The 13,432-nt window shown below is 36.7% G+C and carries 13 protein-coding genes and 1 tRNA gene; 4 read left to right on the top strand and 10 right to left on the bottom strand.

Annotation, left to right across the window (positions count from 1 at the left end; all coding sequences use genetic code 11):
* Positions 1-57 precede the first annotated feature (57 nt).
* Positions 58-630, bottom strand: coding sequence for a C40 family peptidase (locus tag ACTJIV_RS13235; protein ID WP_223559553.1), 573 nt, complete (start codon positions 628-630; stop codon positions 58-60).
* A 154-nt stretch (positions 631-784) separates the two neighbouring features.
* Here ACTJIV_RS13235 and ACTJIV_RS13230 point away from each other — a divergent pair, with 154 nt between their 5' ends.
* On the top strand, positions 785-1,453 hold the full coding sequence (locus ACTJIV_RS13230; RefSeq protein WP_440627994.1) for a hypothetical protein: 669 nt from the start codon (positions 785-787) through the stop codon (positions 1,451-1,453).
* A 16-nt stretch (positions 1,454-1,469) separates the two neighbouring features.
* On the opposite strand, the gene ACTJIV_RS13225 is transcribed toward ACTJIV_RS13230, so the two are convergent.
* Positions 1,470-1,838, bottom strand: a complete 369-nt coding sequence (locus ACTJIV_RS13225) for a hypothetical protein (protein WP_111953252.1) — start codon at positions 1,836-1,838, stop codon at positions 1,470-1,472.
* 415 nt (positions 1,839-2,253) lie between these two features.
* Between ACTJIV_RS13225 and ACTJIV_RS13220 the strand changes: the two genes are divergently transcribed.
* A complete protein-coding gene (locus ACTJIV_RS13220; protein WP_111953250.1) occupies positions 2,254-2,937 on the top strand; it encodes a hypothetical protein in 684 nt (227 codons plus the stop codon).
* 132 nt (positions 2,938-3,069) lie between these two features.
* On the opposite strand, the gene ACTJIV_RS13215 is transcribed toward ACTJIV_RS13220, so the two are convergent.
* Positions 3,070-3,534, bottom strand: coding sequence for a hypothetical protein (locus ACTJIV_RS13215; protein WP_440627993.1), 465 nt, complete (start codon positions 3,532-3,534; stop codon positions 3,070-3,072).
* Positions 3,535-3,767: 233 nt separating this feature from the next.
* On the opposite strand from ACTJIV_RS13215, the gene ACTJIV_RS13210 reads away from it, so the two are divergent.
* Complete coding sequence (locus ACTJIV_RS13210; RefSeq protein WP_111953246.1) at positions 3,768-4,523, top strand: SDR family oxidoreductase; 756 nt, start codon at positions 3,768-3,770, stop codon at positions 4,521-4,523.
* 92 nt (positions 4,524-4,615) lie between these two features.
* Here ACTJIV_RS13210 and ACTJIV_RS13205 read toward each other — a convergent pair whose 3' ends face one another.
* The 3 genes from ACTJIV_RS13205 to ACTJIV_RS13195 all read right to left on the bottom strand — a co-directional run bounded on the left by ACTJIV_RS13205 (position 4,616) and on the right by ACTJIV_RS13195 (position 7,048).
* Positions 4,616-5,053, bottom strand: a complete 438-nt coding sequence (locus ACTJIV_RS13205) for a Rid family detoxifying hydrolase (RefSeq protein WP_440627991.1) — start codon at positions 5,051-5,053, stop codon at positions 4,616-4,618.
* Positions 5,054-5,119: 66 nt separating this feature from the next.
* The gene (locus ACTJIV_RS13200; protein ID WP_440627989.1) at positions 5,120-6,028 is read right to left on the bottom strand and encodes an alpha/beta fold hydrolase; all 909 of its coding nucleotides are present in this window, start codon (positions 6,026-6,028) and stop codon (positions 5,120-5,122) included.
* Positions 6,029-6,223: 195 nt separating this feature from the next.
* Positions 6,224-7,048, bottom strand: a complete 825-nt coding sequence (locus ACTJIV_RS13195; RefSeq protein WP_440627987.1) for a helix-turn-helix domain-containing protein — start codon at positions 7,046-7,048, stop codon at positions 6,224-6,226.
* Positions 7,049-7,486: 438 nt separating this feature from the next.
* Between ACTJIV_RS13195 and ACTJIV_RS13190 the strand changes: the two genes are divergently transcribed.
* A tRNA-Ala gene (locus ACTJIV_RS13190) sits at positions 7,487-7,560 on the top strand.
* Positions 7,561-7,645: 85 nt separating this feature from the next.
* On the opposite strand, the gene ACTJIV_RS13185 is transcribed toward ACTJIV_RS13190, so the two are convergent.
* From ACTJIV_RS13185 to ACTJIV_RS13170, 4 genes are all read right to left on the bottom strand, one after another.
* Positions 7,646-8,128 carry a MarR family winged helix-turn-helix transcriptional regulator gene (locus ACTJIV_RS13185; RefSeq protein WP_440627985.1) on the bottom strand — a complete coding sequence of 161 codons (483 nt, stop codon included), beginning with the start codon at positions 8,126-8,128 and terminating at the stop codon, positions 7,646-7,648.
* Positions 8,125-8,622, bottom strand: a complete 498-nt coding sequence (locus ACTJIV_RS13180) for a GNAT family N-acetyltransferase (RefSeq protein WP_223559613.1) — start codon at positions 8,620-8,622, stop codon at positions 8,125-8,127. Before ACTJIV_RS13180 ends, ACTJIV_RS13185 begins: the two co-directional genes overlap by 4 nt.
* Before the next feature lie 157 nt (positions 8,623-8,779).
* A complete protein-coding gene (locus tag ACTJIV_RS13175) occupies positions 8,780-10,195 on the bottom strand; it encodes a TolC family protein (RefSeq protein WP_111953234.1) in 1,416 nt (471 codons plus the stop codon).
* A 90-nt stretch (positions 10,196-10,285) separates the two neighbouring features.
* The gene (locus ACTJIV_RS13170) at positions 10,286-13,432 is read right to left on the bottom strand and encodes an efflux RND transporter permease subunit (RefSeq protein ID WP_336379407.1); all 3,147 of its coding nucleotides are present in this window, start codon (positions 13,430-13,432) and stop codon (positions 10,286-10,288) included.

The raw sequence follows: 13,432 nt of genomic DNA, 5'->3' as shown, positions 1-13,432 counted from the left end.
AGTATACAAGTTAAGTCACAGACCCTGCATACTGTTATTCACAAATAATAGTCTTAGTTATAGTACTCTCTGAGCGTGGAGATAGGCTTTATTCCAGTATTTTTCGTTTAATGAAGAGATAATCACCCCTTTTGAAGTTGAAGCATGGATGAATTTCACTTCTCCATCTGCCCCGATATCGTGAACAATACCTACATGGGAAACCCTGCTTCCTCCGGCTGTTGCAAAGAAAAGCAGATCTCCGGGCTTTACTTCCTTGATGTCAATCTTTTTACCAGCATCAGCCTGGTCTGATGATCTTCGCGGAAGGGAGAAATCATTTTCTTCAAAAACTTTTACGGTGAATCCTGAACAGTCAAAACCTGAAGATGTATTTCCTCCAAATCTATAAGGCGTTCCGATATATTTTTCAGCATCTTTCAGGATATCGCTGACTGATCTGGAAATGCTTCCGTTAAACTTTGAATCTAGTTTTCTGAGATTCTCAGTTTTTACAACAGTTTTATTTCCTGTATTTTTTTTGGAAGATACCTTCTTTGAAGATCCGCAGGAAACTGCAATAACAGAGGCAATCATAAGAACGGAAAGCTGCTTTATTCTTAAGTTTTTTTCAAATAATCCCGGTATCATAGTCATCTGATTTTAAATGAAGTAACTAATTATATGGCAAATATACATTTTTATATTTTAACTATAGTATAACTATACTACAACTATATAATAAATATATGTTAAAATTATAATTTCATATATTTATTAGTATATTTGAGTCCAATTTTGTGATATGGCAACGTACGAAAGTTTAATAAAGATCAATGGAAGCGTGGGCGATCTGGTTTTTTACAGCCTGAACGGGAAAAATGTGGTACGGAAGAAAAGTGGATTCAATAAAACGGCTTTCAAGAAAAGTCCTACTTATGAAAAAGTAAGGCAGAACAGTTCTGAATTCGGGCATTGCTCGAAAGCAGGAAAAACGATACGAAGCTGTATTGAAAACTATATTAAGGAAACCGGCGAGCCTCTGCTCTACCAAAGGTTTGCGAAACTGATGACCGCGATTAAGGATTATGATGCTGTTTCAGAGAAAGGAAAAAGAACCGTGCACAACGGTCTTCTTACTGAAAGAGGAATGACGTTTCTCAAGGAATTTAAATTTGGAAATAAAAAGAATTTCAGCAGTGATTTTTTTGTTTTTGAAGAAAAGGAAGATATGGTCCTGAATGTAGCGGATAATCTGCCAGCAGATGAAATAGTAATAATCACCATACATCCGGATCTGGAAATATACTCTGCTGAATATTTTGAAGATCAACTTTTGGTAAAGCAGGATGCAGAAATCCGTTTTAGGAGGCATTTTCAGGATGCCGGGCTCCTACTCTGTTTTTTAGTGCTTAGAAGTAAGGGAGAAACTACCCATATGGGATTTATTGAAATAAAAAAGCCTGCAGGTTAATCTGCAGGCTTTCTTTTTATTGTTTGTTTCCTGTCCAGGTTCCGGATCTAGCCGGTGTAGGAACAGCATTTGACCAATTTCCGTTTCCATTTTTTTCTCTTGAAAGAGTTCCTTTGAATTCTCCATCGGAAGGAAGCCCGACTACAGCAGTAAGATCTCCGGTATCAGTTAAATTTCCGGAAATGTTATAATTTTCGTCATTGACTGTAGAATGCATTGTTCCGGTTACCTTTCCGTCACTGGCAACCACAAGATTCCAGGTTCCATCATCGCTTCCGGTATATTTTCCTGACCATGTTCCTATATAATCATAAATAGTATCATCATCAGAGCTGCATCCGATAAATAAAAAGGCTGTTAAAAGAAGTAAAAAAAGTTTCTTCATAGTTTCTAATAGTTTATAAGCTAATCAAATTTTATTGTTATTTATTCATCTTCTACTTTAGAAATAGAAAAACTGAATAAGTATTTTGGCTTGTTCCGTGCAAATCTACTAATTTTTTTGATTCAGATTGTCTGAATTTTAATCAGCTGTTTATATTTTTATGAATAAGCTGCATATTTTGGCTAAAATACAATTATTTACTAAATGGAAACAAGCAATTACACAGTAAGATATTAAAAATAGGTGTAGTATTTCATTGTTTCAATAGCAATTACTTTAATTAATTATTACACGACTCAACTTTTCATGATTTTTTTCCTGCCAAAAATAATTTATATGAAATTTGTTTTCAAGATTATAAATATTTCTTACTTTAGTGAAAAATCTAAATAACTATTAAAATTCAAATAATAAGATGAAAACAGGATTAATATTTTTTGTTGCAATAGCCTTTTCCGGCGGTGTGAAATCACAGGTAGGGATTAATATAGAATCACCTACCCATACCCTGGATGTCAACGGGCTGGTTCGGGTGAGAGGGCTTGCCAATGCGGAAAGAAAAATAGTTGCTGCAGATCCGCAAGGAGTTTTAACGTTAGTTTCACCTGAAGAAATTTTCTCTCCGAAAGCATTATTAAACACCTCCATGTCTCCTGCTGAACAAAGGCTGACCGTTTATGAAGGAAAATGTTTCCAACCGACTGATAATGCCTCTTCCTGCACGGTTAGTGTAAATCATTATAGCTCATGCGCTGGTTTTACGAAGGCAATAGATACTCAAATCGTGGTAGGGCAAACTATTAATACGGGTAATGGACAGTTTTTGGGAACCTGGGCTGCGCGCTTTATTGATAATAAAGGTTATGTAGGCGGACTAACAGCCGCTGAACAGGTTGCCCCCGATTATCCCAGAATCTCCTACCCTGTTGCGAATGCGGCCAATTATTTGGGAAGCGGATCCTTCTCCGGGCAATGCAATGCGGACCTGGTAACCACCATCAATCAGACAACTGGTGATATCAAAGTAGAGTCTGTGAAAAGAAGTATGTTTGCCCATCTTGTCTATCTCTTATCTATATCACGCTCAAGAAGTAACTAGTAAACATTTTTTATAGAAAGAAAATAGCTGTATTTTATTATGCGGCTATTTTTTTTTGAGAATGCATAATTCTAGTTTCTAGTTAAAATTTAGATCATTGCAAAGACAGCCAATAATCACTAAATCGATATATTATTTAATATTACGGCGGATATCCTGATATTGTTCCGTAAATAATTCCGGAGTAATTTTCGTCTCTAAAAGCAATAAAATCTTGCTGAACTTTACTTTGAGATAGAAACCTTTATCCAGTTCCAGTTTTCTGTCAGAATAATGGATGATTACTTTGGGTGTTTTGTATTTTCCTAATCTAACCATATCTACTTTTATAATATCGTTCCAGGAAATAACATGTTTCCTCAGTCCACCGGTAAAACAAATTCCTTTATCGGAAATAACCAATTTTAGCCTGGTATAAAAAAACATAGAAACAGCAATTAGAAATATCAAGGGAACCAAAAAAATAACCTCCCCGACTGCATCTTTAAACACTAATAAAGTAATTTCCAGCAATATTAAAGCAGGGCTCAAAATATACACTATAATTTTTAGCCATTGGGGTGCTGAAAAAGATTCTTCATGTAAGATTAATTGCATTATGTAAAAATATGTTTTTTTGACATGAGTTTATACTCTTCGTATTACTTAAATCAAGAATTATAATTATGCATTACTGTAAGTTCAAATGAATTGAATTTTCGGTCATAGCAGGGTTTAATTTCAAGCAAGGTCAAATAAATTCGGAATTTCTAACAACTTCTGAAAAGTTCACCATGTTTAGACATAACTAAATAGTCATATTTGTATGTACAAAAATTAAAAACAATATTATGTCGAAAAATAATTTACAGGGCAAAGTTGTATTAATTGCCGGAGGAGGCAAAAACCTGGGAGGATTACTAAGCAAAGATTTTGCAGCTAAAGGAGCAAAACTTGCCATACATTACAACAGCGAAAGCTCTAGAGCAGAAAGTGAAAAAACTTTATCTGAAGCTCAGGCTTTAGGAGCAGAAGCATTTTTATTTCAGGGTGATCTCACCAAAGTGGAAAACGTTACTAAATTCTTTGATGAAGCTATTGCTAAATTCGGAGGTATTGATATTGCTATCAATACAGTGGGTATGGTATTGAAAAAACCGTTTACAGAAACTACTGAAGAAGAATATGATAAAATGTTCGGAATCAACTCCAAATCAGCCTATTTCTTTTTACAGGAAGCCGGTAAAAAGCTAAATGATAATGGTAAAATCTGTACTATTGTAACTTCATTACTGGCTGCTTATACAGGTTTATATTCCACTTATGCAGGCGCCAAGGCTCCGGTAGAACATTTTACAAGAGCAGCTTCTAAAGAATTCGGAGCCAGAGGAATTTCTGTAACAGCTGTTGCTCCAGGTCCAATGGATACGCCTTTCTTCTACGGACAGGAAAGTGAAGATGCAGTAGCTTATCACAAATCGGCATCAGCATTAGGTGGATTGACGAATATTAATGACATCGCTCCGCTGGTAGAATTTTTAGTGACTGACGGTTGGTGGATTACAGGCCAGACTATTTTTGCAAACGGCGGCTATACAACAAGATAAGCCGGATTAGCTTTTATGGATCAGATAATGGGTAATTAGGATTACAAAGTCTAATTATCCATTTTTCTAAGCATTTTTATTTATTGAAATATTTATTTTTTAACAGCTATACATTCAATTTCAATACTTGCATTTCGAGGCAAAGACACTACTTCAATAGTACTCCTTGCGGGGAAATGATTATGAAAATACTTGCTATATATTGTATTGACTATTTCAAAATGGTTCATATTGGTCATAAAAATGGTTGTCTTTGTGATATGTTCAAAATCGGAATGATTGTCCTCGAGAATAATCTTTAAGTTCTCAAAAATCTGAACTGTCTGCTCTTCAATTCCTGCTTTTAAACTGTTTGTTTTCTGATCCAATCCGATCTGGCCTGAAATAAATATCAGATTCTCATAATGGGTTGAATGGCTATAAGGGCCTATGGGGTTTGGTAAATCAGTATGTTTTACCGCCATAACTTCTTTTTTTATACTGCATGACACCAATGTCAGCGAAAACAGTAAAAATATAAATTTGCTCATGTTAATTGATTTTATGAGATAAAAAAGAAGTTAGCTTGTAGAAAACTAACCTCTTTTGTTTTTCACTTACTTTTTGATGAAGTTGAATAATTCGTTATTAAATTTTTCCAGTTCCTCGATGAAAAGGGCATGACCGCTTTTTTCGAAAGGCACCAAAGTGGCATTTTTAAGTAAGGCTTTCATTTGTTCAGCAAGATCATAGGAACAGATTTTATCCAACTTACCGTGTAAAATCAGTGTTGGAATTGTTATTTTTTTCAGGTCATTACGCAAGTCACTGTCTCTTAAGGTTTTTAGCCCTTCTATCATTGCGTAAGGTGATGCCTGAGCCTGAATATTTCCTAACCAGGCTCCATGCCCTTGAGACACACTGGTGTCATTTGCAGGAAAGATTTTACCGAATGTGGAGAATAGCTCTGGACGGTTTGTATTGTTGAGATTAATCAATCCATTAACATCCTCTTTGGTCCATAAACCATAATTAAAATCCGCACGTTTTGTCCATATAGGTGCCGCTGCTCCAAACAATGCCATTTTGGAAACATGGGCCGCATTATATTTGGCTACATAATGAATGACCGTTGCACCTCCCATCGAAAATCCACCGATTGTTGCATTTTTAATGTCCAGTTTATCTAAAACGACCTTAATATCATCCGCAAAAACATCATAGTTATACTTTCCTCCGGGTTTATCGGATAATCCGAATCCTCTTAATGTAATTCCTATCACCCGGTAACCCTTTTGAATAAAATCGGCATATTGATATTCATACATAGCATCGCTCAATGGCCATCCGTGAATTAAAACAATAGGCTCCCCCTCACCAAGGTCGGTTACATGAAGCCGCACATTCTTTTCTACTTCAATATATTCTTCCCTTCCAAAGGAGGCGGGGGTTCTTTTAGTTTGTGAAAATACTAGGCTTGAAATTAATGTTGTAAATAATACGATTGCTAAAATTAAATTTTTCATGATTTTTAAATATTTAGTTGTTGTTATAATTGTTATTTTTTGATAGTACAAAGTTGGGGGAATTGTAAGGTCATATCAATGGATGGTTTTCGCTTTGAATTGCACTTTTTGCCTAACCGGGTTTAGGGGTACATATGAAAAAAGCACAATCTGACGGATCGTGCTTCATTGGGATGGTATATAAAAGATGGTTCTTTAAAACTGTTTTCTGAAACTGGTTGGTGATATTCCAACATGTTTTGTGAAAAAGCGGACAAAGTAAGCATCGTCTTCATAATTCAGACTATAGGCAATTTCTTTCACGTTCATTGCTGTATGTGCTAAAAGCCGTTTGCTTTCAAGAATAATGCGGTTTTTTATAATTTCATTGGGAGTGTCTTTGCTCACTAATCCTATTTTTTTGCTCAGATTTTTTGGGGTAACGCACAGCAAATCTGCATAATCCGCAACAGTATGAAGCGTTTTATAATGTTGCTCGACCAATTTGCTGAATTTTCTTAAAAACTGCACATCAGCCTGCTGCTCTTTGTCAGATAATTGATGCTGCTGTTTCCAGATTCTAGTAGATTTCAGAATAATTAATTTTAAAAGGGTCCTTAACATCTCTTCTGTACCGGAATCTTCATTTCTTAGCTCAGACTGAATATCTCTGATGATCTTTTGAATCTCGGTAGACTGTTCTTCGTTTAAATTTATAAAAGGGATTTCAAACACATTATTGTACAAAATACCATCGCATGCCACTTCCTGATCATGAATTTCTACACAATAAAAATCTCTGTTAAAATGCATTAGCTGACCTCCGATGGTTTCACAGGGCTTCAAAATGACGTGGGGATTAATGAACAACAAGGTGTCGGTTTTCATTTCTATTTCCTGAAAATCCACTTGAATAATAGCGTTTTGAGGAATAAACAGGACTTTGATATGTTCATTTATTGTTGTGAGAGCATCATTTTGAATTGAGTTTTTGCTGAATTCCAGGTTGCCAAATTTTTTGTATGAAAATTCCTTTATCATTGTAGGGTTTGAAAAGATTGTTGTTAATTTATTCGCGTTAACATCTTCTTGTAAAATTAATAAATTATAAAATACGGGCTTTCTTCAAATGGAATTAAAGTTCCGAACCCCAATATAGAAAATATAAAGCAGCTACCTTAGCCGATGAAACAGGGTTTTCTTCACCCAATAAATTTACGACGGTATTTAAAAAAGTAACCTCTTTGTCTCCATACTTGTTTATAAGCTATTTAAAGAAAGAATCTGAAACAGAATTTGATAAAATAAATAATTGATTCATTTCACGATAAAATTGCCTTCAAATCAGATTGTTAAGCTTATTTAAAATTTTGTATCGCATATTAAAGCATTAAAAATCACTATAAATTCTGATAAATAAATGAGAAAAAATTTGGAAATATCGTTTAAATACTTACTTTTGTACCGCTTTAAGGAAAAGGGGAATTAGCTCATCTGGCTAGAGCGTTAGACTGGCAGTCTAAAGGTGACGGGTTCGATCCCCGTATTCTCCACAAGAAAGCGTAGACTTAAACTTATCACAAACGCTTAAAAGCTTTGAAACCTGTAATTAAAAACTACAGGTTTCATTTTTTTCAATCATTCCATTTCTTTCTTCATCTGCATGGCACGCTGGTAAAAAGACTGCATAGCAATTTTTTCTTCCGCCTCATTAATAGCTGACAAAAGATGATTTTCATTATCTGCAATTTCTCCCAATACTTTTGACACCAACTCCCAAACCGGTTTCATTTTTTCGATGAGTTCAAGACCTTTTGGAGACAGTACAATCAGTCTTTTTCGCTCATCCTGTTTATCTTTTTTCGATTGGATAAGCTTCTGCTTTTCCAGCTCTTTTAGTAAGCTTATGGTTGAAGGATGTGTGTATCCTATTTCGTTGGCAATCTCTACCACACTCAGCATTTTTTTGTGATGTAAGGTAAAGATTACAGGAAACCATTTGGGCTCAAAATCAATTCCGAATGACTTATAGATCAAAGCACCATCTTTTCTGAGCTGCTCACTGAGACGCTGCAATCTCGTTGATATGGCCAGGATTCCTGATTCATTTATTATATTCATACCGTGTGGTTTATATGTAAAGAATAAAAAACATTGTCTGCACTCATCAATGGAAAGCGGTTGGGTAAATTTTCCTTTTCAACCTGTAAAAAATGATTTCTTTCATAAAATCTCATGGCAGCCTTTAACACATTAACCGTTCCCAGGTATATGGCATCTATTCCGTTTTCACGACAGTAAGAAATCAAAACTTCCAAAAGCTCCTGGGCAATATTCAGCTCTTTTCCTCTGAATTCTTTTTTTACGAACATCTTCCTTACGGCTCCTTCCCTTTCATCATATTTAACCAATGCTATAGAACCTACCAGCTCGCCTTCTACAAAAGCTCCCCAGAAATTTCCTCCTGGTTCCATATAAAAACTTTCAATCTGCTTAAGATCTGGCTGATCTTCTATCGTAATAGGCACGTTAAATTCTTTTTGCTGGATCGTCAAAATGAGATCAATCAGCTGATCCGAATACGTATTATTCAGTTGTTGAATATGTACTTTCATATCATTGTTATTTTTAAAATATAAAACTACGTAGTCTACTACATATATACAAACAAATATTTCTTTTTTATAAAAATTTTAACAATATAAAAGTCTTACCAATAAAAAACGTATGCCATTTCGGACATACGTTTTTACTATTTTTAGCTGAAAATTATTATTTCCATCCACCACCAAGAGCCTGATAAAGCTCTACAGCGGCTTTCATTTTGCTGTATTCTGCGTTGGAAATATTCAGTTCTGCATTTAATGAGTTAACACTTGCATTGAGCACTTCAAGATAGTTTGCCATACCGTAGTTGACAAGTTCCTGAGAGTATTCAACAGAATTTTTGTAAGCATTCAGCTCTTTCTGTTTTAAGTCTATAAAAGAATCCTGAACAGAAAATACACGGATGGCATCTGAAACTTCTTTTCCCGCTGTAAGAACTGTTTTTCTAAAGTTCAGATATGCCGTTTCCTGATTGGCCAGACTTACTTCGTAATTGGTTTTGATGGCTCTTCGGTTAAGGATCGGCTGAGCCAGACCTCCTACCACACTTGCAAACAGTGAATTGACACTGAACAAATGATCAATATCAAGAGACTGGATTCCTCCGCTTCCTGTAATTTTTAAAGTAGGATAAAACTGAGCTTTTGCAGAATTGGTCAGTTCAAAAGCATTCATTAAATTGTATTCCGCTCTCATTACATCAGGGCGGTTGGCCAATAGCTGGGCAGGATATCCCAGTCTTAAATCAATGGGAACTTTCTGACTTTCCAATGTTGATCTTTCAATGGTATGAGACGGCTCTCCCATCAGCAAACTCATTGTGTTTTCCAACAGCTGAATTTGCGTATCCATATCAATTAATAACGATTTTGCATTGAAAACCAACGCCTCACTTTGCTGAACGGCAACCTCTGTTACTGTTCCTGCAATTTTTAAAGCCTTAGTAGTCTCTAGATTTTTCTCACGAACTTTAATGGTCTCCGTAATGATTCTTTTTTGATCATCAAAAGTCAGTAATTGATAATAAGCGGAAGCAATAGATGCCACCAAATCACTTTTTACGGCCTTATGAGCCGCAACAGTTCCCAAATAAGTAGCCAATTGAGCTTTTTCCTGAGCTTTCATTTTGCCCCAGATATCCGCTTCCCAGCCTAAACTTGCTGTAATATCAAGCTGATTGATATAACGTCGTTGCCCAAACAACTGTCCGGTTTGTGTATTTAGAGACTGAGTCTGAAATGCATAACCGGGGCCTACTGTTAAAGTAGGCTCATAGGCTGCTTTACTTTGCTTTAAATAAGCTTCTGCAGAATTGATACTTTGCAGGGCAATTCTAATATCCAGATTGTTATCTAAAGCCTTCGAAATATGCTTTTGAAGTATAGGATCGGTAAATATTTCTTTCCAGGAAATATTGGCAACTGTTGTACTGTCTGAAGGCAACATATCCGTACGGAAAAGCTTTTCGTCTACAACACTTTTCGGTCTCTCATACTCTTTTCTGGCCATGCACGATGTAATGGCGCCCAGTATGACAGCTGAAAAAGTTATTCCTTTTATGATGTTTAATAAACTCTTCATTATTTGAAATTAGAAGTTAGGTATTAGAGGTTTAGAAGCTAGATTTAGAGCTAATTTCTAATATCTAACCTCTAACTTCTCTAATTAATTTTATTCTGCTAAATTGATTTCTTCTTTTTTAATCGGCTTCACTCTTTCTTGTAAAGTTTGGAAAATCACATACAAAACCGGAATTACAAATAGCCCTAAAATTGTACCTATTAATAATCCAATTGCTGCACCCGTTGCAATAGATCTGTTACCTACCGCACCAATTCCACTCGCCAGAACCAATGGTAATAAACCGAAAATAAAAGCAAATGAAGTCATCAAAATTGGTCTCACCCTGGCTTTAGCTGCATTAATGGCAGACATAACAATGGTTTCGCCATGATGCCTTCTCTGGACAGCAAATTCAACGATAAGGATTGCGTTTTTCGCTAATAATCCCACGAGCATGATCAGGGCGATCTGGAAGTAAATATTGTTTTCCAAGCCCATAATCTTCTGCCCGAAATAAGCTCCCATTACCCCAAGAGGAAGAGAAATTACAACGATTAGCGGAAGGATATAACTTTCATACTGAGCAGAAAGAATAAAGTAAACAAAGACTAAGCTTAATCCGAAAATCAGAAGGGTCTGCGAACCGGAATTTAATTCTTCTCTGGTCAATCCGGTAAATTCTACCGCATAATTCTGGTTCAGCGTTTCACTGGCCACCTGCTGTACAGCGGTAATGGCATCTCCGGAACTGTATCCTGCAGAGTTAGCTCCCGTTACCTTTACTGAAGTAAACAGGTTATAACGGCTTACAGACTGTGGTCCGTATGCTTTTTTCAGAGTAACGAACTGTGAAATAGGAGACATTACTCCTGATCCTGTTTTTACATAGAGCTCATTCAGGTTTTCAATATTTTTTCTGTTTTCAGGAAGTGCCTGAACCATTACTCTGAACTGTTTTCCATACTTTGTAAAGTCGGCAGTATAAATACCTCCGATATATCCCTGCATGGTAGCCAGGATATCACTTACGGAAATGCCAAGCTGTTTCGTCAGAGGAACATTGATTTCCATCTGATACTGAGGATATTTTGTATTGAATGAGGTTTGGGCAAATTCTATCTCAGGTCTTTCCATCAGCTTTCCGATGAACTCATTTGTTTTGTTATCCAGATCTGCATATTCTCCGCCTGATTTATCCAAAAGGACCATCTCAAAACCGGCGCTGTTACCAAAACCAGGTACACTTGGCGGCTGGAAGAATACAACTTTGGCATCAGGAACAGATCCTACTATTCCAAATAGTTTTTTAGTGATATCATCAGAGGTCTGACCATCTTTTTTCCTTTCATCAAATGGCTTTAATTTTACAAAGGCAAGGCCGTTGTTACTTCCGTTTCCGGATAAGAATCCTCTACCGGTGGAAATCGTGACATTCTGTACACCCGGAACTTTTAAAGCTTTGGCCTGAAGGGTCTTCAGAGCATTGTACGTTCTTTCCATAGAAGCTCCCGGAGGAAGCTGAACGTCTGTAAAGATAATTCCTCTGTCTTCTGTAGGGACAAAACCTTTTTTCATGGTGCTGCTCGCCCAGAATAAAATACCTCCGGTAACCGCGAAAATAATCAGCGTTACCCATTTATGTCTCAATAAAAATACAAATCCTCTTCCGTAACGTTCAGTGGTTGTCTTGAACGCAATATTGAATTTATAAAAGAATTTCTGAAGGAAATTAAGATTGCTGTATTCTTTATGATGTTCTGAGTGAGGCTTTAAAAACAATGAACATAAAACCGGGCTCAGGGTCAAAGCGTTGATTGCAGAAATAATGATCGCAATAATAAGAGTAATCCCAAACTGCTGGTAGAATACTCCTGTAGGACCTGTAATGAAAGTCACCGGAATAAATACCGCCGCCATTACCAGAGTAATAGAGATAATAGCCCCTGTGATCTCATCCATAGCTTCTACAGTTGCTTTCTTGGCATCTGCAATACCATGTTCCATCTTGGCATGAACGGCCTCGACGACGACAATGGCGTCATCCACCACAATACCAATCGCGAGTACCAATGCGAACAGGGTTAACAGGTTTAGTGAATATCCAAATAAATTCAGGAAGAAAAATGCTCCCACAATAGATACCGGAACCGCAATAGCCGGGATCAGGGTAGATCTGAAATCCTGAAGGAATATATATACAACGATAAATACAAGAATAAAGGCTTCGATCAGGGTATGTACTACTTTTTCAATAGAAGCTTCCAGGAATTCATTGGTATCAAAGTTATAGGTGTATTTAATTCCCTTCGGAAAGGTTCCTTCAACTGATTTCAGATAGGTTTTGATATTTTTAATGATCTCCTGGGCATTAGATCCAGGAGTCTGGAAAAGTCCCATACTGATGGAAGGATTGTTCCCATTTTCTCCGACACCGGAATAAGACTGGCCTGCCAGCTCTACTTTAGCCACATCTTTCAGCATTAGGTTCTGTCCGTTTCCAAGAGATTTAATAATGATATTATCATACTGCTCCTTATCATTGAACTTACCTACATATTTAATGATATATTCAAAAGAGCTTCCGCTGTTCTGTCCTATAGAACCCGCTGCTGCTTCTCTACTCTGCTCGTTGATGGCATTGGTAACATCTGTAGGCGTTACACTGTAAGCAGCCATTTTTGCAGGATCCAGCCAGATTCTCATGGAGTAGTTTTTACCGCCGAAAACGTTGGCATCCCCTACACCATTGATCCTTTTAAGATTAGGGATGATATTGATATTCAGGAAGTTTTGAAGGTAAACATCATCCAGATCCTTGTTTTCAGAATAGAAAGACATATACATCAGTGCACTGGTCTGCTGTTTCTGCGTTACGACCCCAGAACGTGTTACCTCGGAAGGTAAAAGTGGTGTAGCTCTTGCCACACGGTTCTGTACGTTTACGGCCGCAATATCCGGGTCTATTCCCTGTTTAAAGAAAACCTGAATCTGTGCAGAACCATCATTTCCGGCACTGGAAGTGATATAATCCATCCCTTCTACCCCGTTGATCTGTTCTTCCAGAGGTACTACAACACTTTTCATTACAGTTTCCGCATTAGCTCCTGTGTAGTTTGCTGAAACGCTTACTGTGGGAGGTGCAATGTCAGGATACTGTGTGACCGGCAGCGAGATAAGCCCTAACACCCCGAGTATAACAATAATAATTGATATAACGGTGGATAAAACCGGTCGGTTTATAAAATTTTTAATCAT

It is taken from the genome of Chryseobacterium sp. 22532, from assembly GCF_052044665.1.
In the GTDB taxonomy this organism is placed as follows: Bacteria; Bacteroidota; Bacteroidia; order Flavobacteriales; family Weeksellaceae; genus Chryseobacterium; species Chryseobacterium lathyri.
This window is presented reverse-complemented; position numbering and strand designations above follow the sequence as displayed.